The organism is Curtobacterium sp. HSID17257, assembly GCF_003989515.1.
Taxonomy (GTDB): Bacteria; Actinomycetota; Actinomycetes; order Actinomycetales; family Microbacteriaceae; genus Curtobacterium.
In genome coordinates this window covers 1-25786 of the sequence record NZ_RBLU01000031.1, presented here as the reverse complement: position 1 = coordinate 25786, position 25786 = coordinate 1, and the positions used below count along the sequence as shown (strand labels likewise).

20 protein-coding genes and 1 other RNA gene are annotated in these 25786 nt (G+C 72.2%); 11 read left to right on the top strand and 10 right to left on the bottom strand.

Features of this window, described 5'->3' with window-relative positions; genetic code table 11:
- Nucleotides 1–321 precede the first annotated feature (321 nt).
- Nucleotides 322–4071, top strand: a complete 3750-nt coding sequence (locus D8M35_RS07180; RefSeq protein ID WP_174234710.1) for a multifunctional oxoglutarate decarboxylase/oxoglutarate dehydrogenase thiamine pyrophosphate-binding subunit/dihydrolipoyllysine-residue succinyltransferase subunit — start codon at nt 322–324, stop codon at nt 4069–4071.
- A gap of 116 nt (nt 4072–4187) precedes the next feature.
- Here the strand turns inward: D8M35_RS07180 and D8M35_RS07175 are convergent, their stop codons facing one another.
- From D8M35_RS07175 to D8M35_RS07165, 3 genes are all read right to left on the bottom strand, one after another.
- A complete protein-coding gene (locus D8M35_RS07175) occupies nt 4188–4628 on the bottom strand; it encodes a GNAT family N-acetyltransferase (RefSeq protein ID WP_126891227.1) in 441 nt (146 codons plus the stop codon).
- 64 nt (nt 4629–4692) lie between these two features.
- Nucleotides 4693–4941 carry a zf-HC2 domain-containing protein gene (locus tag D8M35_RS07170; protein WP_126891226.1) on the bottom strand — a complete coding sequence of 83 codons (249 nt, stop codon included), beginning with the start codon at nt 4939–4941 and terminating at the stop codon, nt 4693–4695.
- Entirely contained in the window at nt 4938–5714 is a 777-nt protein-coding gene (locus D8M35_RS07165; protein ID WP_126891225.1) for a sigma-70 family RNA polymerase sigma factor, read from the bottom strand. The genes D8M35_RS07170 and D8M35_RS07165 overlap by 4 nt, the downstream gene beginning before the upstream one ends.
- Nucleotides 5715–5835: 121 nt before the next feature.
- Here D8M35_RS07165 and aroA point away from each other — a divergent pair, with 121 nt between their 5' ends.
- From aroA to D8M35_RS07125, 8 genes are all read left to right on the top strand, one after another.
- Nucleotides 5836–7215: a 3-phosphoshikimate 1-carboxyvinyltransferase gene (aroA, locus tag D8M35_RS07160; protein ID WP_126891224.1), complete on the top strand. Its 1380-nt coding sequence runs from the start codon at nt 5836–5838 to the stop codon at nt 7213–7215.
- Nucleotides 7216–7219: 4 nt separating this feature from the next.
- Nucleotides 7220–8278 carry a ribosome small subunit-dependent GTPase A gene (gene rsgA / locus D8M35_RS07155; RefSeq protein WP_126891223.1) on the top strand — a complete coding sequence of 353 codons (1059 nt, stop codon included), beginning with the start codon at nt 7220–7222 and terminating at the stop codon, nt 8276–8278.
- A gap of 105 nt (nt 8279–8383) precedes the next feature.
- Nucleotides 8384–9526 carry a hypothetical protein gene (locus D8M35_RS07150; RefSeq protein ID WP_126891222.1) on the top strand — a complete coding sequence of 381 codons (1143 nt, stop codon included), beginning with the start codon at nt 8384–8386 and terminating at the stop codon, nt 9524–9526.
- Nucleotides 9527–9544: 18 nt separating this feature from the next.
- Entirely contained in the window at nt 9545–10330 is a 786-nt protein-coding gene (locus tag D8M35_RS07145; RefSeq protein WP_174234709.1) for an inositol monophosphatase family protein, read from the top strand.
- A gap of 506 nt (nt 10331–10836) precedes the next feature.
- A complete protein-coding gene (locus D8M35_RS07140) occupies nt 10837–13548 on the top strand; it encodes a LuxR family transcriptional regulator (protein WP_126891220.1) in 2712 nt (903 codons plus the stop codon).
- Nucleotides 13549–13966: 418 nt separating this feature from the next.
- On the top strand, nt 13967–15832 hold the full coding sequence (gene glmS, locus D8M35_RS07135; RefSeq protein ID WP_126891219.1) for a glutamine--fructose-6-phosphate transaminase (isomerizing): 1866 nt from the start codon (nt 13967–13969) through the stop codon (nt 15830–15832).
- Between the two features lie 140 nt (nt 15833–15972).
- Nucleotides 15973–16686 (top strand): M50 family metallopeptidase, encoded by a 714-nt coding sequence (locus D8M35_RS07130; protein WP_126891218.1) that lies wholly within the window; start codon nt 15973–15975, stop codon nt 16684–16686.
- 34 nt (nt 16687–16720) lie between these two features.
- A complete protein-coding gene (locus D8M35_RS07125; protein WP_126891217.1) occupies nt 16721–17272 on the top strand; it encodes an NUDIX hydrolase in 552 nt (183 codons plus the stop codon).
- Here D8M35_RS07125 and D8M35_RS07120 read toward each other — a convergent pair.
- Entirely contained in the window at nt 17269–17856 is a 588-nt protein-coding gene (locus D8M35_RS07120; protein WP_238638133.1) for a uridine kinase, read from the bottom strand. The two genes, D8M35_RS07125 and D8M35_RS07120, sit on opposite strands and share 4 nt — an antisense overlap.
- A 104-nt stretch (nt 17857–17960) precedes the next feature.
- On the opposite strand from D8M35_RS07120, the gene D8M35_RS07115 reads away from it, so the two are divergent.
- The gene (locus D8M35_RS07115) at nt 17961–19364 is read left to right on the top strand and encodes an O-acetylhomoserine aminocarboxypropyltransferase/cysteine synthase family protein (RefSeq protein WP_126891216.1); all 1404 of its coding nucleotides are present in this window, start codon (nt 17961–17963) and stop codon (nt 19362–19364) included.
- 2 nt (nt 19365–19366) lie between these two features.
- Nucleotides 19367–20671: an LLM class flavin-dependent oxidoreductase gene (locus tag D8M35_RS07110; protein WP_126891215.1), complete on the top strand. Its 1305-nt coding sequence runs from the start codon at nt 19367–19369 to the stop codon at nt 20669–20671.
- A 98-nt stretch (nt 20672–20769) separates the two neighbouring features.
- Here D8M35_RS07110 and D8M35_RS16875 read toward each other — a convergent pair whose 3' ends face one another.
- From D8M35_RS16875 to prfB, 6 genes are all read right to left on the bottom strand, one after another.
- The gene (locus D8M35_RS16875; protein ID WP_194074866.1) at nt 20770–21549 is read right to left on the bottom strand and encodes a hypothetical protein; all 780 of its coding nucleotides are present in this window, start codon (nt 21547–21549) and stop codon (nt 20770–20772) included.
- 170 nt (nt 21550–21719) lie between these two features.
- Nucleotides 21720–22097, bottom strand: a transfer-messenger RNA (tmRNA) gene (gene ssrA, locus D8M35_RS07100).
- Between the two features lie 119 nt (nt 22098–22216).
- Nucleotides 22217–22693 carry an SsrA-binding protein SmpB gene (gene smpB, locus D8M35_RS07095; RefSeq protein ID WP_126891214.1) on the bottom strand — a complete coding sequence of 159 codons (477 nt, stop codon included), beginning with the start codon at nt 22691–22693 and terminating at the stop codon, nt 22217–22219.
- Nucleotides 22694–22811: 118 nt separating this feature from the next.
- The gene (gene ftsX, locus D8M35_RS07090; RefSeq protein WP_126891213.1) at nt 22812–23726 is read right to left on the bottom strand and encodes a permease-like cell division protein FtsX; all 915 of its coding nucleotides are present in this window, start codon (nt 23724–23726) and stop codon (nt 22812–22814) included.
- Nucleotides 23723–24481, bottom strand: a complete 759-nt coding sequence (gene ftsE / locus D8M35_RS07085) for a cell division ATP-binding protein FtsE (RefSeq protein WP_066654786.1) — start codon at nt 24479–24481, stop codon at nt 23723–23725. Before ftsE ends, ftsX begins: the two co-directional genes overlap by 4 nt.
- 72 nt (nt 24482–24553) lie before the next feature.
- Nucleotides 24554–25663 (bottom strand): peptide chain release factor 2, encoded by a 1110-nt coding sequence (prfB, locus tag D8M35_RS07080; RefSeq protein WP_126891212.1) that lies wholly within the window; start codon nt 25661–25663, stop codon nt 24554–24556.
- Nucleotides 25664–25786: the final 123 nt, after the last annotated feature.

Sequence of the window (25786 nt, the reverse complement as noted above, 5' to 3'; positions counted from 1 at the left end):
GCAATCGTACGGCCCCGCAGTCGCGCGGACACGTGCTCGGCCGTGCCGCCACGGTGCTCGTCGGGCCGTGCCGCCGCGGTGCTCGCCGAGCCCTGCCGCCGGCCCACCGTGTCGCCCGGCTGCACGACACCCGTCGTCCGTGCGACCGGCCCGGTGAGCGGGTCCCGTCCCGACACGCGCGAGCGCGGCCGGGAGGCGCGGCGCGCGTCCGACGGTCACCGAACGGTCGGCGCGGAACGGCTAGGCTGGCGGCCAGTGCGGAGCAGGGTTGCCCCGCACGACACACACGAGCATCTATCGACGGAGAGTGGGCGATCGGCTGTGTCGAGCCATCTGACGGGTACGGACGAGACCGCGGGCGAATTCGGGGCGAACGAGTGGCTGGTCGACGAGCTCTACGAGCAGTTCGTCGCCGACAAGGAGTCCGTCGACGAGTCCTGGTGGCCCGTGCTCGAGAGCTACCACCGCTCGCAGACCGGTTCCTCCGCCGCCGGTGGCTCCGCCCAGTCCGGCTCTCCCGCTCCCACGCAGTCGTCGTCGCAGTCGACCACGCAGCAGCCCGCCACGGGTGACGTCCCGGCCGAGGCGAAGCCGGGCGGTCCGATCCAGGCGAAGACGACCTCGCGGCAGCCGACCCCGCAGCCGATCCCGGCCGAGGCCAACGACCAGGCCGACGACCACGAGGAGACCCACGAGGACGTGGCGACCCCGCTCCGGGGCATGGCGAAGACGCTGGCCTCGAACATGGACGCCTCGCTCACGGTCCCGACGGCGACCAGCGTCCGGACGATCCCGGCGAAGCTGATGATCGACAACCGCATCGTCGTCAACAACCACCTGCGTCGTGCCCGCGGCGGCAAGATCTCCTTCACGCACCTGATCGGCTGGGCGATGGTGCAGGCGCTGAAGGACTTCCCGAGCCAGAACGTGTTCTACGAGGAGCGCGACGGCAAGCCCTTCGTGGTCGAGCCCGCGCACGTGAACCTCGGCATCGCCATCGACGTCCCGAAGAAGGACGGCACCCGCTCGCTCCTCGTCCCGAGCATCAAGCGTGCCGAGACCCTGACCTTCGGACAGTTCCTCTCCGCCTACGAGGACCTCGTCAAGCGCGCCCGCGACAACAAGCTCACGCCGGCGGACTTCCAGGGCACGACGATCTCGCTCACCAACCCGGGCGGCATCGGCACCGTGCACTCGGTCCCGCGCCTGACGAAGGGCCAGGGGTCGATCATCGGCGCCGGCGCGCTCGAGTACCCGGCGCAGTTCCAGGGCTCCGCGACGAAGACCCTGGTCGAGCTGGGCGTCGGCAAGACCATCACGCTGACGAGCACCTACGACCACCGGGTCATCCAGGGTGCCGGGTCGGGCGAGTACCTGAAGAAGGTGCACGAGCGACTCATCGGCGAGCACGGCTTCTACGAGGGCATCTTCTCGGCGCTGCGCATCCCCTACAAGCCCATCCAGTGGGCGAACGACATCAACGTCGACCTGGCGCACCGTGTCAACAAGACCTCCCGCGTGCAGGAGCTCATCAACAGCTTCCGGGTGCGCGGCCACCTGATGGCGGACATCGACCCGCTCGAGTACCGGCAGCGCACGCACCCGGACCTCGAGCTCGAGAACCACGGGCTGACGTTCTGGGACCTCGACCGCGAGTTCGTCACCGGCGGCCTGGCCGGGACCACGACCGCACCGCTGCGCGACGTGCTCGGCATCCTGCGCGACGCCTACTGCCGCACCGTCGGCATCGAGTACATGCACATCCAGGACCCGGAGCAGCGTCGATGGGTCCAGGGGCACATCGAGGTGCCGTACTCGAAGCCGTCGAAGGACGAGCAGCTGCGCGTCCTCGGCAAGCTCAACGAGGCCGAGGCGTTCGAGACCTTCCTGCAGACGAAGTACGTCGGCCAGAAGCGCTTCTCGCTCGAGGGCGGCGAGTCGACCATCGCGTTCCTCGACACCCTCATCCAGCACGCCGCGGGCGCCGGCCTCGACGAGGTCGCGATCGGCATGGCCCACCGCGGCCGGCTCAACGTGCTCACGAACATCGCCGGCAAGACCTACGGGCAGATCTTCCGTGAGTTCGAGGGCTCGTCGCTGCCCGGTGCCGTGTCCGGCCAGGGCTCGGGCGACGTCAAGTACCACGTCGGCACCGAGGGCCTCTTCCGTGCCTCGGACGGCTCGAGCATCCCCGTGACCATCGCCGCGAACCCGTCGCACCTCGAGGCCGTCGACGGCGTGCTCGAGGGCATCGTCCGCGCGAAGCAGGACCGCACCCCGCCGGGCACCTTCGGCGTGCTGCCGGTGCTCGTGCACGGTGACGCCGCCATGGCCGGCCAGGGCGTCGTCGTCGAGACCCTGCAGATGTCGCAGCTCCGTGGCTACCGCACGGGCGGCACGGTCCACCTCGTCATCAACAACCAGGTCGGGTTCACCACGCCCCCGGAGTCCGCGCGCACGTCGGTGTACTCGACCGACGTGGCGAAGACGATCCAGGCGCCGATCTTCCACGTCAACGGGGACGACCCCGAGGCCGTGGCGCGTGTCGCGGAGCTCGCCTTCGCCTACCGCGAGGAGTTCCACCGCGACGTCGTCATCGACCTCGTCTGCTACCGCCGCCGCGGCCACAACGAGGGCGACGACCCCTCGATGACGCAGCCCCTCATGTACAACCTCATCGAGGCGAAGCGCTCCGTCCGCACGCTGTACACCGAGGCCCTCGTCGGCCGCGGGGACATCACGCAGGAGGAGTACGACGAGGCGCACCGCGACTTCCAGGACCGGCTCGAGCGCGCCTTCGCCGAGACCCACGAGGCGCAGACCGGCACGATGCCCGTCATCACGACGGACGACGACGGCGCCGTGGACGGCCTCGAGCGTCCGACCGCGCAGCGCGACGACGCCGAGGTCGAGGTGCACGACACGGCGATCTCCGAGGAGCTCGTCCGGGCCATCGGCGACGCGCACAGCAACCCGCCCGCCGGCTTCTCGATCCACCCGAAGCTGCAGCAGCTCCTCACCAAGCGCACCGAGATGACCCGCTCCGGCGGCATCGACTGGGCGATGGCAGAGCTCATGGCGATCGGCTCGGTGCTGGTCGAGGGCAAGCCCGTCCGACTCGCCGGCCAGGACGCCCGACGTGGCACGTTCGTGCAGCGCCAGGCAGTCTTCCACGACCGGGTGAACGGGCAGGAGTGGCTGCCGCTCGCCAACGTCGCCGAGGACCAGGCCCGCCTGTACATCTACGACTCGCTGCTCAGCGAGTACGCGGCGATGGCGTTCGAGTACGGCTACTCGGTCGAACGTCCCGAGGCCCTCGTGCTCTGGGAGGCGCAGTTCGGTGACTTCGCGAACGGCGCGCAGACCGTCATCGACGAGTTCATCTCGTCCGCCGAGCAGAAGTGGGGCCAGCGCTCCGGTCTGGTGCTCCTGCTCCCCCACGGCTACGAGGGCCAGGGGCCGGACCACTCCTCGGCGCGCATCGAGCGCTACCTGCAGCTCTGCGCCGAGGACAACATGATCGTCGCGCGGCCGTCGACGCCGGCGTCGTGGTTCCACCTGCTCCGTCGCCAGGCGTGGGAGCGCCCGCAGAAGCCGCTCGTCGTGTTCACGCCGAAGGCCATGCTCCGCCTGCGCCAGGCGACGAGCCCGGTCGAGGCGTTCACGAGCGGGTCCTTCCGCGAGGTGCTCGACGACGACCGCGTGACCGACAAGGGAGCCGTGCGCCGCGTCGTGCTGCACTCGGGCAAGGTGCACCACGACCTCCGCGCCGAGCTCGACAAGTCCGGCGCGACCGACGTCGCCCTCGTGCGGCTGGAGCAGCTCGCACCGCTCCCCCTCGACGAGCTGCTGCAGGTGCTCGCGGGCTACCCGCAGGCCGAGGTCGTGTGGGCGCAGGAGGAGCCGGAGAACCAGGGCGCCTGGCCGTTCGTCTGCATGAACCTGTCGCCGCACCTCGACGGCCGTCCGCTCTCCGTGGCCTCGCGCCCGGCGAGTGCCGCACCGGCGACGGGGTCGTCGAAGCGCTCCGCGGGTGAGGCCGCCGAGGTCGTCCGGAAGGCGCTCGGCTGACCCACCGCGCCCCCTGACGCACGATGCGCCCCGTGGGAACGGGGCGCATCGTGTGTCACGGGCGCAGGACCGACCGGCACGCAACAGCAGCACCGGCACGCTGCGCGGGCGCGGGGCTACCGGAGCTTCGTGTAGCGGACGCCGGCCTCGTGGTACCCACGCTTCTGGTAGAAGCGGTGCGCGCTGTCGGTCGCAGCGGCGGACACGGCGCTGAGGCGGTGCGCGCCCTGGTCGGTCGCCCACGTCTCGAACGTGTCGATGAGCGCGGAACCGGTGCCGTGCCTCCTGGCCGACGGGTCGACCACCAGCAGGAGGAGCTGCGCCGTGGGCTCGTCGCTCGCGTACGACCAGGTGACCTGCGCTCCGGCCACGGCGACCGCGCGGCCGTCGTCGCCACGGACCAGCCACGTGCGGTGCCCGGCCTCGGGCACGAGCCGCTCCAGCCGTGCACGCATGGCGGACTCGTCGACGACGTGCCCGAGCAGACGGACGAGGGCGGTGACGTCGGTGACGTCCGTGTCGGACCAGGTGGTGATCGACTCGGCGGTGAGGGTCATGGGGCGACCCTACCCAGCGCCGGCGACGTGTGACGACGCGCCGCCGCGCGACGGCGGCGCCTCGTCAGGCCTGGTGCGTCGACTGCTCCACGCGGATCCGCGCCAGGATCTCGGTCCGGAGCTGGTCCGGAGCGGTCTCGGCGCAGGCGCGCTTCACGGTCTCCATGAGGACGACGCCCACGCGGTGCTCGCTCGTGCAGTCCTCGCAGGACTCCATGTGCTCGCGGATGTCCGCAGCGTCCTCGCGGCAGAGCTCGTCGTGGAGGAACTCCTCGAGCTCGGCCTTGGCCTTCGAGCAGTCGCAGCCGCTCATCGTGCGTCCTTCCCGTCGGTGCGACCAGCGGCCGCAGTCGTCTTCCGGCCCCGCCCGCGCATCGTCGCCGTCGACGCTGCGTCCGGGACGATGCCGGTCTCGCGTGCGTGGTCCGCCAGGAGCCCGCGGAGGAGCCGGCGGCCACGGTGGAGACGGCTCATGACCGTCCCCACGGGGGTCTTCATGATGTCGGCGATCTCCTGGTAGGAGAAGCCCTCGACGTCCGCGAAGTACACGGCCATCCGGAAGTCCTCGGGGATCGACTGGAGCGCGTCCTTCACCGCGGAGGACGGCAGGTGGTCGATCGCGTCGGCCTCGGCGGAACGCGCGGACACCGACTGCGTGACGCTCTCGGCGCCCCCGAGCTGCCAGTCCTCGAGCTCGTCGATCGTGCCCTGGTACGGGTTCCGCTGGTTCTTGCGGTACGTGTTGATGAACGTGTTCGTCAGGATCCGGTAGAGCCACGCCTTGAGGTTCGTGCCCTGCCGGAACTGCCGGAACGCTGCGTACGCCTTGACGAAGGTCTCCTGCACCAGGTCCGAGGCGTCGGCCGGGTTCCGGGTCATCCGCATCGCGGCGCCGTACAGCTGGTCCATGAACGGGAGCGCCTGGTCCTCGAACAGCGACCGCAGCTCAGCCTCGGAGACGGTCTTCTCGTCGGCGGGCTCGGTCTCGGGCTCGAGGGCGTCCGCTTCCTCGGACACCGCGTCGAGCTGCGCCTCGGTCTCCTCGACCAGGTCGTGCGGTGCTGCCTGCGGTTCGTCGGTCGTCATCACGGACGAGTCTAGGCCGAGCCCGATCGTCGTCCGCACGGCCGGCAGCGCCGTCCGGGTGCGCTCGAGTGTGACTGTCGCCAATGGTCCTCCCGCGGGTGTTCAGTACCCTGGTGAACCGATGGCAGAGTCGACGCATTCCCAGCAGCCCGGTCCCTGGATCGCACCCCTCGCCCGCGGGCCCCTGCGCGGCGACGTCGCCCTGCCCGGTTCCAAGTCGCTGACGAACCGTGAGCTCGTGCTCGCGGCGCTGGCCGACGGCCCCTCGACGATCCGCCTGCCCCTGCACTCGCGCGACTCGGCGCTGATGGTCGCGGCACTCCGCCAGCTCGGTGTCGGCATCGACGAGGTCGTCCCCGCGGACGGCGCAGCACCGAACCCGTACGGGCCGGACCTGCGGATCACGCCCGCGCCGATGCACGGTGACGTCGCCGTCGACTGCGGCCTCGCCGGCACCGTGATGCGCTTCCTGCCGCCGCTCGCCGCGCTCGCGACCGGCCCCGTGACGATCGACGGCGACCCGTACGCCCGGAAGCGACCGATGGGCGCGATCATCCGCGCCCTCGCCGACCTCGGCGTCGACGTGACGGACGACGGCGGCGGCGCCATGCCGTTCTCGTTCACCGGCACCGGAGCGGTCCGCGGCGGTCGTCTCGAGATCGACGCGTCGGCCTCGTCGCAGTTCGTCTCCGGCCTGCTGCTGTCGGCACCCCGCTTCGACGAGGGCCTGCACCTCACCCACGTGGGCGAGCGGCTGCCGAGCCTGCCGCACATCGACATGACCGTCGCGGCACTCCGCGCACGCGGCGTCCGGGTGGACCAGCCGGCCGTCGGCGAGTGGGTCGTGCACCCGGGCCCGATCGCAGCGCGTGACGTCGTCATCGAGCCCGACCTGTCGAACGCCGCGCCGTTCGCGGCGGCTGCGCTCGTCGCGGGCGGCACCGTCCGGATCCGCACCTGGCCGACCGACACCACGCAGGTCGGTGCCGATCTCGAGACGCTCCTGCCCCTGTGGGGCGCGACCGTCACGAGGGACGGTGACGACCTGGTGTTCGACGGCGGCGTCGGAGTGGCGGGTGGGGCCTCCCTGCCGGGTGTCACGCTCGACCTGACGCGCGGCGGTGAGCTCGCACCGGCGATCGTCGCGCTGTCGGCCCTGGCCGACGAGCCGACCGAGATCATCGGGATCGGCCACCTGCGGGGCCACGAGACGGACCGTCTCGCCGCACTCGCGGCGGACGTGAACCGGTCGGGAGGCTCGGTGCAGGAACTCGACGACGGCCTGCGGATCACCCCGGCTCCGCTGCACGGCGGTGCCTGGGCCGCGTACGACGACCACCGGATGGCGACCGCGGGCGCCCTCGTGGGCCTCGTCGTCGACGGCGTCGCCGTCGACGACATCGGCTGCACCGCGAAGACCCTGCCCCAGTTCCCCGAACTCTGGGCAGACCTCGTGGCGACCGGTACGGGCCCTCGCGGGACCGTCGAGACGGGAGCGTGACGCCGTGAGCTGGTGGGACGACGCCGACGGGGACGACACCGACGAGGACGAGCCCTACGGGCAGTACGAGTCCAAGGTGCGGATCCGACCGAACCCGAAGGGCAACCGGCCCCGCACGAAGACCCGTCCGAGCTACGACGACGCCCCGACCGGCTGGGTGACGAACGTCGACCGCGGACGCTTCGGCGTGCTGGTGTCGGCCGGGCAGGACGACGAACGGGTGATCACCGCGACGAAGGCCCGCGAGCTCGGCAAGAAGTCGGTCGTGACCGGCGACCACGTGTCGCTCGCCGGGGACGTCTCCGGCGACCCGGGCTCGCTCGCCCGCATCGTGAAGGTCGCCGAGCGGTCCACCCTGCTGCGCCGGAGCGCCGACGACAGCGACGAGGTCGAGCGCGTGATCGTCGCCAACGCCGACCAGATGCTGATCGTCGTCGCCGCGGCCGACCCCGAACCGCGGCCGCGGCTCATCGACCGGTACCTCGTCGCGGCGTTCGACGCCGGGCTCGACCCGGTGCTCTGCATCACGAAGACCGACCTCGCCGACCCGGCGCCGTTCCTGGCGCACTTCGCGTGCCTGGACCTGCGGATCGTCACGAGCCGCTCCGACGACGTGCCGTTCGACGCGCTGCACGAGGTCCTGGACGACCAGGTCACGGTCACCGTCGGCCACTCGGGCGTCGGCAAGTCCACGCTCGTCAACGCGATCACCGGGTCGACCCGGGCGACCGGCGTCGTGAACGCGGTGACGGGCCGGGGGCGGCACACCTCGTCGTCCTCGATCGCGTTGCGGGTGCGCGACGGCGGCTGGATCATCGACACGCCGGGCGTCCGGTCGTTCGGGCTCGGCCACGTACAGCCCGAGAACGTCTTCCGCGCCTTCGCGGCGCACGCCGTCCCGGTGCGGGAGCCCGCCGACGGCATCCCGCTGTCGCAGGCGCACGACTGGGAGATCGTCGACCGGGTGCACGACGGGGAGCTCGGTCCGACGGGCGTCGAGCGGCTCGACTCCTTCCGTGCACTGCTCACCGGCATGGGCGCGGACGACCCCGGCGCGGACTGACCCCGGCGCGGACGACCCCGGGGTGGGACGACCCCGGGCGACGGCCCGGGGCGGACTGACCCCGGGCGGATCGGCCCCGCCGGCACGGGTGTACCGTTGCTCCTCGTGCCCGAAGTTGCAGAACACAACACAGCCCGTCCGGATCCGGTCCACCACGGCGACCACGCAGCGCCGCACCCGCAGCGGACGTCCCGGTCGACGGCGCTCGCGGCGGCGGTCCTGCGCCCCGAGCACCTCGGTCGCACGCTGCGGTCCTTCGGGTCGCACATCCTCGTCCCGCTGTTCCTCGCGGTCGGGATGAGCCTGGCCTACCTCGGCGCCTTCCACGCCCCGACGCCGCACGAGCTCCCCGTCGGCATCGTCGGCCAGGGCCCCAGCGCCCAGGTCTTCGCCCAGAGCGTCACCGACGGCTCCGACGGCCGGCTGGTCGCGCACGTGGTCGGGTCCACGGCCGAGGCCGAGCGGCAGGTGCGGGACCGCGACCTCGCCGCGGTCTACGCCCCCGCGACCGACGGTGCCGTGCTCTACGTTTCGACGGCCGCGAGCGAGACCACCGCGACCGCGGCGCAGAAGGTCTTCCTGCCGATCGCGTACGAGCAGCACCTGCCGTTCACCGTGCACGACGTCGTCCCCACCGGCGACGAGGACCCGACCGGCCAGGGGCTCTTCTTCCTGCTCGTCGGCCTGAGCGTCGGCGGGTACGCCTCGGCGATCGCCGTCGCCGCGGCGGCCGCGAAGCTCCGTGCGCTCTGGACGGTCGTCGTCGGCGCCGCCACCGCGGGGGTCGTCGCCGGCATCGGCGTGCTCGTCGCCGGGCCGCTCTACGGCGTCATCCCGGACCACCGCTGGCAGGTCTTCCTGTTCGCCTGGCTGTACGACGCCGTCATCGTCGCCCTCGGCGTCGGCCTGCACCCGCTGCTCGGCCGGTGGACCACGCCGATCCTCACGATGCTCTTCGTCATGCTCAACTTCACGAGCTCCGGCGGGATCTTCCAGCCGTCGTTCCAGCCCGGGTTCTTCGCAGCGCTCAACGCGTTCTGGAGCGGGGCCGCCTGGCTCGGTGCCGCGCAGGACCTCGTGTACTTCCCGGGGGCGTCGCTCACACGGTCGGTGGTCGTGCTCGTGCTGTGGCTCGTCGTCGCCGTGCTGCTCGGGGTCCTCGTGCACGGGCTCGCCGCCCGGCGGACCCGGATCGCCCGCGAACGCGCCGTCTCGCGCTACGAGGAGGAGCAGGTGGTGGCGGCCTAGGACGCTACCCTGACCTCCGTGGACCTCAGCGCCGACCTGGACTTCGCCCGCTCCCTCGCCGACACCGCCGACGCGATCAGCCTCGAGCGGTTCCGCGCCGCCGACCTGCACGTCACGACGAAGGCCGACAGCACGCACGTCACCGATGCCGACCAGGCGGTCGAACGGGCCCTGCGCGAGCGACTGGCGGCCGAACGCCCCGACGATGCGTTCCTCGGCGAGGAGACGACGGCGGACACCGGCGCCGACGCCCTGAGCGAAGGCCACCGCCAGTGGGTGGTCGACCCGATCGACGGCACCGCGAACTACCTGCGGGGCGTGCCCGTGTGGGCCACCCTGATCGCCCTGGCCGTCGACGGCCGTCCGGTGCTCGGCGTCGTCAGCGCCCCGGCGCTCGGCAAGCGCTGGTGGGCTGCCGAGGGCCTCGGCGCGCACTCCACCGACGGTCCCCTGCGGGTGTCCGGCGTCGCGGAGCTGTCCGAGGCGAGCCTCAGCTACAACAGCATCCAGCAGTGGGACGAGGACGACCGGCTCGACGCCCTCGTCACCCTCTCCCGGAAGGTCTGGCGCACGCGGGCGTACGGCGACATGTGGTCGTACATGCTCGTCGCCGAAGGAGTGCTCGACGTCGCCGGCGAACCCGACCTGAAGCCGTGGGACATCGCGGCCCTCGTGCCGATCGTCGAGGAAGCGGGTGGTCGCTTCACCTCGCTCGACGGCGACCCGGGCCCGTGGCACGGCAGCGCCCTCGCCACGAACGGCCTCGTGCACGACGCCGTGGTGGACGTCATCCGGCGCTCGTAGTCCCGCGGACGGTCCGCACCGGCGGCGGACCGCGGTGTACCCCGCTTGTCCCCTGGGCGCACCCGCCTCCCCGCGTCGGACCCCCAGAAGGGGGCAGATACCCCCCGGACTGGGGCCAGGGAGGGCGGACAGTGTGCTGACGAGCACTCCGTCGGCGTCCGACCGGCGGGTTATCGTGCTCACGGCTGATCAGGCGCACCGGGTTCCCTAGACCCGGACCGAGTCGGGTCCGCCGTCCAATACTCGTCCGAAAAACCCTGACCCGAGGGGTGGTCCAGACGATGACTTCATCGTTCCCAGGCGGAAGCGAGTGCACCCTCACTCGTCGTCCGCGACATCTCACCGACAGCCCTGGTGCGCGCTCCGTCGCCGCCTCGCGTCCGTCCGTCGCCACGGTCCCTGCCCGTGCTGCCGTCCGGATGCCGTCCGTCGCCGTGGCCTCCCGCCGCACCGCCGACCGGACGTCCTCCGCAGTCCTCGCCTCCGGACCCGGAGGCCGGTGAGTCATGGCACTCACCGGTCGCCGTCTCGAGGTCGACCGGATCGCGACCCTCGCTGCACTCCCTCGTGAGTGCGCGATGGTCGTCGTCGGCGACCCTGGTTCCGGACGCAGCAGCGTCCTCGACGCGGTCGCGGACCGCGTCTCCCTCCCCGTCGTGCGGGTCGGGGTCAACGGGAGCGAGTCCCGCTGGCCGCTGGCCGGCGTGACCTCCCTGTTCACCGCACTCGACGACCCGCGGGCCACCGCCCACATCGCGCACCTGCTGCAGGCCGGTGGCGCGACCAGCGGACTCGCCGCGGCGCACGACTTCCTCGAGGCCGTGCAGACCCTGACCCTGCCGCCGACGGTCGTCCTGATCGACGACCTCGACCGGATGGACGCCGAGAGCCAGGAGCTCATCGCGTTCCTGGCAGGTCGTCTCGCCGGCACGGCGCTGCGCCTGGTCGCCACGGTCCGGACCGTGCCGTCGGACGGCCCGCTCGCGGCGCTCCCCGTGCTGCGGCTCGAGCCGCTCACCACGGACGAGTCCCTGGCGCTGGCCCGGACGATGGCACCGGAGGGCGCGAACGACGGCGTCCTCGCGATCCTCGCCGAGGCCACGGGCGGCAACCCGGGCGCGCTCCGCGAGCAGTTCGACGCGTTCTCGACGGCGCAGCTGACCGGCACCGAGCCGCTCGTGCTGCCGTTGCGCCCGACCGCCACGACCGAGGCCATCGCAGCGCTGGCCCTCGATGCCGTCGAGGGCACCGCCGACACCGACACCGACGCGGGACGTGGTCCGGACGTCCTCGTGCGCCTCGCCCTCGTCCCCGTGGCGCGGACCACGGGCTGGGACCGCGACGCCGTCGACGACCTCGCCGACGCCGGGCTCGTCGTGGTGCGCGGGCAGACCGTCGCGGTCCGCGACCCGCTGCTCCGGTCGGCCCTGTACTGGCGGACGTCCGCACGTACCCGGCGCACCCTGCACCGGGAGCTCGCCGCGGCGAGCGCCGAGACCGACCCCCGCGCCGCCGCGTGGCACCGGAGCTTCGTCGACGACGTCCCCGACGTGGTCGCACTGCTCGACGCCGCCGCGGGCTACGTCCTCGACGGTGCACCGCACGCCGCGGTGGCCCTGGCCGAGCGTGCCCTGCACGTCGGCTCCGGCGGCGAGGACGAGCGCGCGGCACTGCTCGCCGTCGTCGAGGCCCTGTTCGCACAGCGCCTGCTCGGGCTCGCCGCGCGCTACCTCACCGCGATGCGTCCGTTCCGGCGCGCAGCGGAGGAGGTCCGGCGGCTGCGGGTCCTGTACTCCGTGCAGTACCTGCGCGGTGAGACCGTGCATGCGGACGAACTCCTCGTGCCCGTGGACGCGGAGGCACCCGAAGCCCCCGCGACCGCCGGGCTCCTGGCGATGGTCGCGAGCTTCCGGGCAGAGACGTGGGACCTCGACCAGGCCCGTGACCTGCTCGCCCGCGTCGAGCAGCTCGGTGCGGTGATCACCCCGCGCACCGCGGAGATCGCCGGCGCCGTGCAGTGCCTGGTCGCCGCACTCGACGGCTCGCTGCCCGCCGACACGGAGCTCTACGACGGGCTCGCGACGCCCCGGCTGATGGCGATGTCCGATGCCGCCCTCCTGCTCGTCGCGCACGCGCTGAGCCTCGCCGAGCGGTACCGCAGCGCCCGGCGCGTGTTCGCCCTCGTCGTCGCCCGCGGGCAGGACACCGAGGCCGTCTGGGTCGAGGGCGCCCGCTACCTGTCCGCCGAGAACGAGCTCCGGTCCGGGAACTTCCGGCAGGCCCTACGCGCGGTCGACGCGTGGGAGGCCGGGAGCGCCCTGTCCGCCCAACGGCTGCGCGAGCCGTCGCGGGCGGTGGCGGTCGCGTGGCGGCACTTCGCCGAGGGCCGCACCCACGAGGCGCTCGAGGTGGTGGACCGTTGCCTGGCGCTCCGCTCCACGGTGCTGCTCTGGGGCACCACGGCCCGGTTGCATGCGCTGCGCGGACGGGTCCTGCTGCTCGACGGCCGGGTGGACGAGGCGGTGACCGCGCTCGAGGCGGCGGACGCGGTCGGTCGGTCGCTGCGCAACCCGACCGTGCTCCGGCACCTGGGCGACCTGGTCGAGGGCTACGTGCACCTCGGTCGGGTGGACGACGCCCGGAACGCGACGGCCCGCCTCGCGGCGGACCACCACGCACGGCCGTCCCGCTGGGGTGCGCTCGTGCTCGCCAGGAGCCTGGCGCTCGTCCCCGACGACGCGACGCGCGAGACGGCGCGTCGTCGCGCGCTCGAGCTGTTCCAGCCGCACGACTCGCAGTACGAGCGCGCCCGGACCTTCGCTGCCCTGGCGGCGGTGGGCACGGACGCCGAACGGCCCCGCCTGGGCGCCGCCGCGGCTGCCGCGTACGAGGCCGCCGGGCTCCGTCGACCGCTCGCGGCGCCGGCTCCGACGGCCGTCATGCCGCCCTTCGGGGCGCCGACCTCGCTGCGGTCCGGTCCGGTGCACTCCGCGCCGGTCCCGGGCTCGCCGCGGAGCGCGCCCGACGCGTCGGTGGTGCTCACCCAGCTGACCGCCGAGGAGCGCGCCGTCGTGCAGAAGGTGACGGAGGGCTACCGCAACCGCGAGATCGCCTCGTCGCTGTTCATGTCGCAGCGCACCGTGGAGCTGCGGCTCACGCAGATCTACCGGAAGGTCGGTGCGCGCTCCCGCTCGCACCTGGTGGCGCTGCTCACCTGATCGCGCGACCGGTGGACGCCCGGCGACCACCCCACGGACGGGAGGCCCGGTACCGGCTGGTACCGGGCCTCCCGTCCGTCACGCGCAGCGTCGGCCACCGAGCCGACTTGCGTGGGTCCGCACCGGCGGGCGGGCGGCTCGCACCGCTCACGCGGTGAACCGCAAGAGGCGGCCCGGACGCTTGTCACGGCGGTGCCGCGGGACGAGGCTCGTGGTGCACCGACCGCCGAGCCCTTCACGGAAGGGCCCGTCCGCGATCCCCGACCGTCCGGTACCCGACCCGCCGACCAACCGTCTCCGCCCCACCTGATCCGCGGGCGGGCACGGTCCGTCGACGGCCCCGGACCCGCGGCAGACCCGGCGGCGGTCGGTGCCGTTCCCCGGCACCTGGCCGGTCCCCCACCTGAACGGACACCGTATGTGCGGCATCATCGCGGCCCGCGTGAGCGACGACGTGACCCCCTTCCTGCTCGACGGGCTCGAGCGAATGGAGTACCGGGGCCACGACTCCGTCGGGGTCGCACTGCGCACCGCCGCCGGCCGGATCGCCACGGTCCGGTCGGTCTCGCGCGTCGCGGACCTCCGGGCAGACCTCGCGGCACGGGCCACGGTCGGGACGCCCGAGGAGGCCGCCACGGGTGTCGGGATCGGGCACACCCGCTGGGCGACCTGCGGGGCGGTGCGCGAGGAGAACGCGCACCCGCACGCCGACTGCTCCGGACGGATCAGCGTGGTGCACAACGGGACCGTCGAGAACGCGGCGAGCCTCCGGACCACGCTCGAGCGGCAGGGGCACGTGTTCCGGTCGGAGGTCGACTCCGAGGTGATCGGACACCTCGTCGAGCGCGCCCTGCTGGTCGACCCGGACCTCGTGCTCGCGGTGCAGATCGCGACCGCGCAGCTCCGCGGCTCGTGGGCGATCGTCGTGCTGGACGCCCGCGACGGCCGCATGGTCGCTGCGGCGCACCGGTCGCCGCTCGTCGTCGCGCGCTCCGCCCGGGGGGACTTCGTCGCGAGCGACGTCGGCACGATCGCCGAGTGGTGCGAGACCTTCGTGCCGCTCCGGGACGGCGACGTCGTGGAGCTCGGCGAGGCGTGGAGCTGGTCCTCGGAGGGGATCGCCGTACCGGTGCCCTTCCCCACGGCGTCACCGTTCGCCGCGAGTGCGCTCGAGGTCGACCTCGGCGACCACCCGGACCACACGGCCAAGGAGATCGCCGAGCAGCCCGGCGTCGTCACCGACCTCCTCCACCGTGTCCGGCACCGCACCGCGGACGGCAGCACCTGGGCGGGTCTCGGGCTCCCGGCGTTCGAGCGGCTCGCCGTCGTCGCCTGCGGTACCTCGCTGCACGCCGGTCAGGTCGTCGCCGGCACCGCGCGCACCCTGGGCGGTGTCCCGACCGACGTCGTCGCCGCCAGCGAGGTCGACCAGGTCGTCCTCGGTCGAGGCACCCTGGTGGTCGCCATCAGCCAGTCCGGTGAGACCGCGGACGTCCTCCGGGCCCTCGACCGGCTCGACGACCGGGTCCCGGTGCTCGCGCTGACGAACGACGTCCACTCGTCGCTCGCTCGCCGGGCCGACGCCGTGCTCGACTGCCACGCCGGGCCCGAGGTCGGGCTCGCCGCGACGAAGTCCTTCACCGCGCAGGTGGTCGTCGGCGTGACCGCGGTCCTGTCCGCCCTGGTCGCGTCGGACCGACTCGAACCGGCCCGTGCCGCCGCCCTGGTCGACGAGCTGTCGGAGCTGCCCGACCGGATGGCGACGGCCGCGGTGGTGGCGGCCGAGCGGGTCCCGCTGCTGGCCGCGACCGTGCGGGACGCTCCGGGGTTCCTCTTCGTCGGCCGCGGGCACGGGCTGCCCTACGCCGCCGAGGGCGCGCTGAAGGTGGAGGAGCTCGCCTACCGGTGGGTGCGCTCCTGCGCGGTCGGCGAGCTCCGGCACGGACCGCTCGCGCTCGTCGACGAGGGCACGCCGGTCGTGGTGGTCGACCACGGGGACCCCAGGATCCGGTCCGCCGTCGCCGAGGTGCGCGCCCGCGGCGGGTTCGTCGTCACGATCGGCGGTGCCGGCTCCGACCTGCCGGTGATCGCCGGACGCGCGGACGCCACCGACCTGGCGTGGGGACGGCCCCTCGCCCCCTGGGGACCGGTCGAGGCCGTCGTGCCGCTGCAGATGCTCGCCCGCGAGCTCGCCGTGCAGCTCGGCTGTGCGGTCGACAAGCCCCGCGCTCCCGAGAGGTCGGTGGGGGTCGGATGGCCAGGCACACGCAGCGCAGCCGGGTGACGGTGTTCCTCGCCGTCCTGACGGGGCTCGCCGTCGTGGCGACCGTCGTCGTGGTGGTGCTCGTCGTGGTGGACGCCGTCCGCTGACGCCACGGCCCGCGCGGTCAGGGTCCTCTTGGTGGGCGCTGTCATCCTGGCGTCTTGACCGCAGCAGCCCCACCCCTCGTGTTCGTCGCCGTCCTGGTCGGTGCCGTCCTCCCGTTCGTGCCCCTGGTCGGCCGCGTCGCCCGGATCGCGGCGACCATCGTGCACGAGGTCGGACACTGCGTCGTCGTGGTGCCGTTCGGCGGGCGCATCGACCGGATCGACCTGCACCCGGACGGCTCCGGCGAGGCGTGGGTCCGGCTCGGGCGGGTGCCGGGTGCGATCCGCTGGCTGGTGCGGATCCTCAACCTGTTCGCCGGGTACAGCGCGCCGGTCTGGGCCGGGGTGCTGCTGGTCACCGGCGTGCTGCACGGGTCGCGGTGGCTGCCCGTGGCGGTGCTCGCCGTGGTCGGTCTCGTGGCCCTCGCGTTCGTCCGGAACTGGTTCGGACTGCTCGTCGTGGTCGGCTTCGACGCGCTCGCGCTCTGGGTGGCGGTCCGTCCGTCGGAGGTCACCGTGCTGGTCGTCGCGGCGGTGGGTGCGGCGTTCGTGGTCGACGGGCTCAGGTCGCTCGTGCAGGTCGCGCGCTGGCTGCTGACCGGCGCGCGGGTGCAGACCGACTTCCACATCGCCGCGGCCGAGATGCGTGTGCCGGCGGTGCTGTGGTTCGTGCTGTTCGTGGTCGTCAACGGGGTCGTCGTGTGGCTCGTCCGGGAGCCGCTGCTCGCCTCCTGGGACACCGTCGCCGCCGGGGTGCGCGCGCTGTTCTGACGCCCGTCCCCGTCGACCGTGCCACGATCGTCGGATGCGCCCCGCCGATGCCCTCGCCGCGCTCACCGACGCGCCGTCGCCCGACCGAGAGCGGTTCACGGCGTTCGTCCGTGCCTCGGGGGACGCCGCGATCGACCGGACGCTCGGCCCGGAGCACCTGACGGCGTCGTGCTTCGTGTTCTCGCCCGACCGGTCCCTCGTGCTGCTCTGCCTGCACCGCAAGGGTCGCTTCTGGGTGCAGTTCGGTGGACACCTCGAGCCGCAGGACCACCACCTGGCGGGAGCGGCACGGCGCGAGGCGCGCGAGGAGTCCGGGATCGCGGGGCTCGAGCTCGACGACGACGCCGTGGCCGACCTCGACCGGCACGACCTGCACGGCGGGTTCTCCTGCGCCGCGCACTGGGACGTCGGCTTCGTCGCGACGGCGGACCCCTCGACACCGACGGCCGTGAGCCACGAGAGCGAGGACGTCCGCTGGTTCCCGGTCGACGCGCTGCCCGCCCCGCTCGCGTCCGGGCTCGACCGGCGCCTTGCCGCGCTGCTCGCCGGTCCCGCCGCACCGCGGGGCACCGGCGCGGACGACTAGCGTGTCGAGACGAGTACGGCCGCCGCGGCGCGTGGGTCGAACCGTGCCGCGAAGTCGCGCTCGTTGGGGACCCACACGTCGTTCCAGAGCCGCTCGTGGTCCCGTCCGAGCACACGGTCGCGGTGCTGGCCGCGGAGAACTGCCGTCTCGAGGTCCAGGTCACACCAGACGGTGAGGTCGATGGATGGCAGCGTCTCCGGGTGGAACAGTCCGATCAGGTCGACGACGAGCACCTCGCCGCCTGGGAGCCGTTCTGCGCGGCCCAGGCCCCGGGCCGACCAGTCGTACCGGCGGAAGGACCCTCCGGCCGACGCCCGGAACGGCTCGAGCACCGTGTCACGCAGTCGCACCCGGTCCACCCCGGACCAGTCGTCCGAGCGCGCGTGCGACAGCGCCGGGTCGAGGAAGTCGTCCCCGCGCATCCGCACCGCGCCCGGCAACCTGCCGACCAGTGCCCTGGCCAGCGTGGACTTGCCCGATCCGCAGAAGCCGGAGACTCCCACGACGACGGGACGACCCGCCGCTGCGCGGACTCGCCGGACCTCGTCGGCCAGGGTCTCGACGTTCGTCCTGCCACCATCCACGCGTCCACCCTGACAGAACTCGCCCGTAACCCGACGCCGCAATGCGCCGCCGACCCGTCCGGCCTGCGAGAGTACCCGCACGACGGACCACGCAGGAGGACCCCATGTCGAACGACGGCCACGGCTTCGCCACCGAGCAGGTGCACGGCGGGTTCCTGCCCGACACCGCGCACGGCGCACGGGTGCCCGCGATCCACATGACCTCGGGCTTCCTCTTCGACGACTTCGACCAGGCCCGGGAGCGCTTCGCCGGCACCGACGACGGGTACACCTACACGCGTCTGGGCAACCCGACGAACGCCGACGTCGAGCGCCGGGTCGCGCTGCTCGAACGGAGCGCCGAGGCGATCCTCGTCGGCAGTGGTCAGGCGGCGGTGACCGTGGCGCTCCTCGGGCTCCTGCAGGCCGGCGACCACGTCGTGAGCGCGCGGAGCATCTACGAGGGCACGAAGGGGTTGCTGCTGCAGAACCTCGCCCGGCTCGGCATCGAGGTCGACTTCGTCGCCGACCAGCGCGACCTCGACGCGTGGGCCGCTGCGGTCCGCCCGAACACGAAGGCGTTCTTCGCCGAGACGATCCCGAACCCGAAGAACGACGTGCTCGACATCCAGGGCGTCGCCGACACCGCGCACCGGGCGGGCGTGCCGCTCGTGGTCGACAACACCCTGGCGACGCCGTACCTGGTCCGCCCGGTCGAGCACGGCGCCGATATCGTGGTGCACTCCGCGTCGAAGTTCCTGTCGGGCCACGGCGCCGGCCTGGGTGGACTCGTGGTCGACGGCGGTCGCTTCGACTGGGGCCGCACCCCGGAGCGCTTCCCGCACCTGACCACCCCGGAGCGCGCCCTCGGCGGGCAGAGCTACGTCGAGCGGTACGGCAGCCGCGCGTTCGTCGTGTTCGCCCGCGACGTCGTCGCCGCACGCATCGGCCCGTCGCCGTCGCCGTTCAACGCCTTCCTGCTGCGCCAGGGCATCGAGACGCTGTCGCTCCGCGTGGAGCGACACGTCGCGAACGCGCTGGCCGTGGCGTCCTTCCTGGAGCGCCAGCCGGAGGTGACGAGCGTCGACCACGCGGGTCTCGCCTCCAGTCCGTACCACGACCTCGCCCAGCGCTACCTGCCCCGGGGAGCCGGGTCGGTGTTCGCCTTCACGCTCGCTGGCGGCGAGCCGGCGGCACGCGCCTTCATCGACACGGTGCAGCTGATCAGCCGGATGACCCACCTGGGCGACGTGCGCTCGCTCGTACTGCACCCGGCGACCACCACGCACGCCGGCCGCACCGCGGCCGAGCGGGCCGAGCTCGGCATCGGCGACGGCCTGGTCCGCCTGTCCGTCGGCATCGAGGACGTCGCCGACCTGCTCGCCGACGTGGAGCGCGGTCTGGCAGCCGTCCGCGCGGCCACCGGAGGCGACGTCGTCGGCCGGGAGGCACGCCCCACCCCCGCCACGGAGGTCGCGGACCGCGCACATGCGGTCCCCCGGGGCCACGTCGTCGCGCAGGAGGTCTGACCGTGGGCGACCTGCAGCACTTCGGGTACTTCTTCTCGCGCGGGTTCGGCCCGCAGGCCTGGGGCCGCGCCGACTGGGACTGGGGCCACGACTGGACGAAGCCGGACCTGTACCAGCAGTCCGTCCGGGCGCTCGAGCACGCGGGGATGGACCTCGTCATCGCCGAGGACGCGATCTCGCTCGGGAGTCCGGCGACCCTGGACCTGCGGATCCGGCAGGCGTACGGCGGCCCGAAGCACGACCCGCTGCTGCTCGCGCCGTACCTGTTCGCCGTCACGGAGCACATCGGCATCGCGCCGACGGTGAACGCGGGCATCACGCCGCCGTACCTCGCCGCACGCCAGGCCGCGACGCTCGCGCACCTGTCCTCCGACCGGTTCGGGCTGAACGTCGTGACCGACACCGGCAGCGCCCGGCACGTCGGGGCGGCGCCGCTGCCGCACGACGCCGCGTACGACCGGGCCGAGGAGTGGATCACGCTGCTCCGACGGCTGTGGCACTCGTGGGGCGACGGCTACGTCGGGGACCCGACGGACTGGCACTTCGCCGACGGGGACGCACTCGAGGCGTTCCACCACGAGGGCGCGTACTTCACCGCCGACGGTCCGCTCAACGCCCTGCCGCTCGACGGTGACCCGGTCGTGGTCTCTCCCGGCGGGTCCGGGCGCGGGCTCGGGTTCGCCGGGACGCACTCGGACGTGCAGCTCGCGCTCGCACCGCTGACGGCCGAGGCGGTCCGCGCGTACCGCTCGCGGGTCCTCACCGCCGCGGCCGACGCCGGGCGCAGCGCGGAGGACCTCCGGGTCCTGTTCGTGCTGAAGCCGGTGCTGGTGCCCTCGGTCGAGGAGGCCGATCGCATCGTCGCCGCGTCACGACACCCGACGGACGCCGAGCTCCGGACCGCCGCCGTCGCGTGGTCGAGCGACTCGGAGACGGACCTGCTCGCGCTCGACCTCGACGCACCGATCCCGGCGTGTACGTTCGGCGACCACGTGTCCGCGGGGACGGTCCGTGGGCTGGTCGGTGACACGCCGGATGCGCCCCTGCGGGAACTCCTGACCCGGAAGGCCCGGCTCGGGCGGATCAGCGCGCACGAGGGGTTCGTCGGGACGGCCGAGGAGTTCGCGGACTTCGTCGAGGAACTCGGGGCGGACGCTGACAACGACGGGTTCATCCTGTCCGGGGACCTGCACCCGGCGCAGGTGTACCGGATGACGGGCGACCTCGTGCCGGTCCTGCGCCGCCGGGGGCTGCTGCGTCGGGAGTACGGCGACGGCGGCCTGCGGGCGAACCTGTTCGACTTCTGACCCCCGCCCCACTCGCGAAACGCAACGTCGGCGGTTGCTCGCAGCGCTGTACCGCTGCGCAGAGCCGCCGACGTTGCGTCTTGCGGATCCGCGAGGTCCTACTTCTTCTTGCCCGACTTCTTCTTGCCCTTGTCCTTCTTCTTGTCGGACTTCTTCTTGTCGGACTTCTTCTTGTCGGACTTCTTCTTGTCGGACTTCTTCTTGTCCTTCTCCTTGTCGGGCTGCTCCCCGTCGGGCTGCTCCTCGACGGGCCGCTCCGCGCGCACGCCGGAGAGCGCGAGGCCGTCGACGGGTTCGACGACCACCGCGGCACCGGTGTCCGCGAGCACGTCGACCTCCTGCTCCGCGACGATCGGGACGAGCGCGTCCTCCACCCGCTCCACCACGAGTTCGGCGTCGTCCTCGGCGAGCCGGAGCAGTGCCTGCGCCGCGCGCACCCGCGTCGTGGTCCGGCGCGCCAGGACGTCGGCCCGCGCACCCTCGAGGAACCCGCGCAGCGCCCGTTCCACCGCCGAGCGACCGCGCGGCGCCGAGCGGTCGAGGCGGTCGAGCTCACCGGCGACGCCGGCGTCGTCGTCCTCGACGTGGTCCTCCCGCACCGACGCGATGAGCGCCGCCACTGCCGACGCGGCGCGCTCGACCGCTGCCGAGCGCTGGTCGAGCACGACGAGCATCTCGAACACGCCGCCGTACGACACCGTCTCGAGGCGCACGGGCTCGGCCCCGCGACCGCGGACGACGAGCCGCGACTCGGGCGAGGGCAGCCAGGCGACGACCGCGGCGACGGTCGCGACGGACCCCACGGTCCGCTCGTACTCCGCCAACCCCAGACGGTCCTGCTCTCGCAGACGGACCCGGATCGCGATCTCCTGCACCACGCGCACACCTCTCGTTCGAGAACGACACGAGCGGCCCCGTGCCTGACCCGGACAGTAGTCCCCGACTCCCCCGGACAGGACGAACGCCCCGCCGACGTCCAGGGGACGACGACGGGGCGTTCAGGTGGCGATCTCGGTGATCAGCGTGACAGCGGCCCGACGTCCGGCGGTGGTGGAGATGGGGGGAATCGAACCCCCGTCCATCGCTGCGGTTCGACGTCTTCTACGGGCGTATCCGGATGAGTCGTTCTGCTCGGCCCCGTCCTTTGCTACCGGCTTCTAGGACGACGGGCCCAGTCTCAGTGCAAGTCCCGCACGGCCCTGAGGCGCAACCGTGCAGCAAGTCCTCTGGATGACGCCGGAACTCAGGTTAGAAGACGATCACCTGGCCGACGGACTTCATGTGCTGGGCTGCTTACGCAGCGAGAGCGAAGTCAGTGCGCTTGGAATTGGCACTTGTTGTTTTCCACGGATCGTTCACGAGATGACCGTGGGTCCTCGGCCCGCTTCCCGTCGGCACACAGGCAATGTCGAAACCGATCATCCCCGTACGGGCCGTGACGTGCGAGCCGCTGTCACGCTGTTGAGTTGCCAATGCTCCTGGAGGGGAGCGGTCCCCCAGTATAGCGGGGTGTGCTGGACGATGCCAACGCCGTTCGCCGTGAGCTCACTCGCCCATGCGGTTGCGCGAGCGCATGGCGCGCTCGGCCTCGCGCTTGTCGGTCTTCTCACGCAGGGCCTGGCGCTTGTCGAACTCGCGCTTGCCCTTCGCGACCGCGATCTCGACCTTCGCTCGGCCGTCGTGGAAGTAGATCTTCATCGGCACGAGCGTGTACCCGCCCTGCGCGGTCTTGTGCGAGATCTTCACGATCTGCTGCTTGTGCAGGAGGAGCTTTCGCTTCCGCCGCGGCGTGTGGTTGTTCCACGTCCCCTCGGTGTACTCGGGGATGTGGACGGAGTCGAGCCAGGCCTCGCCGCCGTCGATGAACGCGTAGCCGTCGACGAGTGACGCCCGCCCCTCGCGGAGGGACTTCACCTCGGTGCCGGACAGCACCATGCCCGCCTCGTACGTGTCCTCGATGAGGTAGTCGTGGCGCGCGCGTCGGTTGGTCGCCACGATCTTCTCGCCGCGTTCCTTCGCCATGGTGGCTCCCTTCCGTGACCGGGGACAGATCCCGGTGCTGCTGCGCAGCCCTACAGCCTAGTGAACACGACGACCGCGGCGCACCTTCCCGGCGCGCCGCGGTCGTGGGGTGCGCAGGTCAGACGCGCAGGTAGCGGCGGATCGCGATGAACGCGGAGACGCCGGCGAGGAGCACACCGATCACGATCACCGCGGGGACCACCACGGCTGCGTCACCCATCCCGATGAACGCAGTGCCGGAGAACCGGCGCGCCAGGTAGTTCCGCACGAAGAACCAGACCACCGCGGTGATCGCGCCGCCGGCCAGGACCGCTCCGATCGCGGCGGCGATCACGCCCTCGAGCACGAAGGGTGTCTGGATGAACCGGTTCGACGCGCCGACCAACCGCATGATGCCGAGCTCACGCCGTCGGCTGAACGCGGACAGTCGGATCGTCGTCGCGATGAGCAGCACGGCCGCGACGAGCATCAGCGACGCGATGCCGATCGCCGTGTACGACGACGCATTGAGCAGGTTGAAGATCGGCTGCAGGTACCCGCGCTGGTCGACGACGCTCTGCACGCCGGCGACCTTCGACAGGCTCTCGACGAGGACGTCCGCCTGCGACGGGTTCTTCAGGTTCACCCAGAACGTCTCGTTGAGGTACTCCGGCTTGACGAACTCGGTCGCGGGCGAGTCCTTGAACTGCTCCTTGAACCGCGTGAACGCCTGGTCCTGGTCCTCGTAGTACGTCTTCTCGATGTACGGCTTGAGGGTGGTCGAGTCGAGCTGCGCCTGGACCTGCTCGCGCTGGTCCTCGGTCGCCTTGGCGCCGGTGCAGTTGCCGGTGGTGTCGGTGTCGGTGCAGAGGTAGACCGCGACCTGCGCCCGGTCGTACCAGTACCCCTTCATCTGGTTGATCTGCATCTGCAGCAGGATCGCCGTGCCCACGAAGGTGAGCGAGATGAAGGTCACCAGGACGACCGAGACCACCATCGACGCGTTGCGCCGCAGGCCCGAGCCGACCTCGGACATGACGAGCCCGAGCCTCATCGGATGAGCCCCGGGATCGTCTGGATGCCGGTCGTGTTCGAGACGCCCGACCCGCGCTGGATCGGGAGCGCCTGCGTCTGGTACCCGCCGGACTGCTCGTCGCGCAGGACGGTGCCGTTCGAGAGCTCGATGACCCGACGCTGCATCTGGTTCACGATGCTGGCGTCGTGTGTCGCCATGAGCACGGTGGTGCCTCCCTGGTTGATGCGTTCGAGGAGCGCCATGATGCCGGCCGAGGTGGTCGGGTCGAGGTTGCCGGTGGGCTCGTCGGCCAGCAGGATCGCCGGCTTGTTGACGACCGCGCGGGCGATCGCCACGCGCTGCTGCTCACCACCGGAGAGTTCGTGCGGCATGCGGGTGGCCTTGCCGGCCAGGCCGACGAGCTTGAGCACGTCGGTGACGGCCTCGCTGATGAAGCCCTTGCTCTTGCCGATCACCTGGAGCGAGAACGCGACGTTGTCGAAGACGTTCTTGTTCGGCAGCAGTCGGAAGTCCTGGAAGACCACACCGAGGTTGCGGCGGAAGTACGGGACCTTGCGCGACGACAGGGCGCCGAGGCGCTGGCCGAGCACGTGGATCTGCCCGCGGGTCGGCTTCTCCTCCTTGAGCACGAGGCGCAGGAAGCTCGACTTGCCGGAGCCGGACGCGCCGACGAGGAAGACGAACTCACCCTTGAGGATCTCGAGGGAGAGGTCGTCGAGCGCAGGACTCGGGTTGCCCGAGTAGACCTTGGTGACCTGGTCGAATTTGATCATGACCGGATCAGGGTAGGTCGGCCGGGCCGGAAGTCAACCGAGGCGCGCGGCTCGACTCCGCCGCGAGGTCGCTCAGGAATCGTCGCCCTGCTTGCGCCAGCGGATGCCCGCGTTGATGAAGCCGTCGAGGTCGCCGTCGAACACCGACGACGGGTTGTTGACCTCGTGCTCGCTCCGGAGGTCCTTGACCATCTGGTACGGCGCGAGGACGTACGAGCGGATCTGGTCGCCCCAGCTCGCCGTGATGTTGCCGGCGAGCTCCTTCTTCTTCGCGTTCTCCTCCTCCTTCTTCAGGAGCAGCAGGCGCGACTGCAGCACGCGCATGGCGGCGGCGCGGTTCTGGATCTGCGACTTCTCGTTCTGCATGGACACCACGGTGCCGGTCGGCAGGTGGGTCAGGCGGACGGCGGAGTCGGTCGTGTTGACGGACTGCCCGCCGGGGCCCGAGGACCGGAAGACGTCGACGCGGATGTCGTTCTCGGGGATGTCGATGACCGCGGTCTCCGGCATGAGCGGGATGACCTCGACCGCGGCGAAGGACGTCTGGCGCTTGCCCGCGGCACCGAACGGCGACATGCGGACGAGGCGGTGGGTGCCGGCCTCGACCGAGAGCGTGCCGAAGGCGTAGGGCGCGTCGACCTCGAAGGTCGCCGACTTGATGCCGGCTTCTTCGGCGTAGGACGTGTCCATCACGGTGGTCTTGTAGCCGTGCTGCTCGGCGTAGCGCAGGTACATGCGCAGCAGCATCTCGGCGAAGTCCGCGGCGTCGACACCACCGGCACCGGCGCGGATCGTGATCACCGCGGGGCGCTCGTCGTACTCACCGTCGAGGAGCGTCTGCACCTCGAGGTCACCCATGGTCTTCTGGATCGCCTTGAGCTCGTCCTGCGCCTCGGCGGCGGAGTCGGCGTCGTCCGCCTCGTTCGCCATCTCGACGAGGACCTCGAGGTCGTCGATGCGCTGCTCGGTGTCGGTGATCTTCCGCAGCTCGGCCTGCCGGTGCGAGAGCGCGCTCGTCACCTGCTGCGCGTGCTCCACGTCGTCCCAGAGGTCCTGCGCACCCGCCTGCTCGCTCAGCTCGGCGATCTCCCGCTGCAGCCGGTCGACGTCGACGACCGAGCGGATGTTGCCGAAGGTCTCGCGGAGGGCGGACAGCTGCTCGGTGAAGTCAAGTTCGACCATGGTCACCGATCCTAGCGGCGCACGTCGTGCGGAGCCGACCGACCGACGGCCTGGAGGCGCGGCGCACGCCCGTCCCGTCGGTCACCGCCGGTCACCCGGCGGCGCGGACCGCCGGCTCACCGC

Coding starts and splice junctions, on each gene's coding strand:
- smpB (WP_126891214.1), bottom strand. CDS start 22,693: ATGGCGAAGGAACGCGGCGAGAAGATCGTGGCGACCAACCGACGCGCG.
- D8M35_RS07140 (WP_126891220.1), top strand. CDS start 10,837: ATGGCACTCACCGGTCGCCGTCTCGAGGTCGACCGGATCGCGACCCTC.
- prfB (WP_126891212.1), bottom strand. CDS start 25,663: ATGGTCGAACTTGACTTCACCGAGCAGCTGTCCGCCCTCCGCGAGACC.
- glmS (WP_126891219.1), top strand. CDS start 13,967: ATGTGCGGCATCATCGCGGCCCGCGTGAGCGACGACGTGACCCCCTTC.
- D8M35_RS07170 (WP_126891226.1), bottom strand. CDS start 4,941: ATGAGCGGCTGCGACTGCTCGAAGGCCAAGGCCGAGCTCGAGGAGTTC.
- ftsE (WP_066654786.1), bottom strand. CDS start 24,481: ATGATCAAATTCGACCAGGTCACCAAGGTCTACTCGGGCAACCCGAGT.
- aroA (WP_126891224.1), top strand. CDS start 5,836: ATGGCAGAGTCGACGCATTCCCAGCAGCCCGGTCCCTGGATCGCACCC.
- D8M35_RS07175 (WP_126891227.1), bottom strand. CDS start 4,628: ATGACCCTCACCGCCGAGTCGATCACCACCTGGTCCGACACGGACGTC.
- D8M35_RS07125 (WP_126891217.1), top strand. CDS start 16,721: ATGCGCCCCGCCGATGCCCTCGCCGCGCTCACCGACGCGCCGTCGCCC.
- D8M35_RS07165 (WP_126891225.1), bottom strand. CDS start 5,714: ATGACGACCGACGAACCGCAGGCAGCACCGCACGACCTGGTCGAGGAG.
- ftsX (WP_126891213.1), bottom strand. CDS start 23,726: ATGAGGCTCGGGCTCGTCATGTCCGAGGTCGGCTCGGGCCTGCGGCGC.
- D8M35_RS07115 (WP_126891216.1), top strand. CDS start 17,961: ATGTCGAACGACGGCCACGGCTTCGCCACCGAGCAGGTGCACGGCGGG.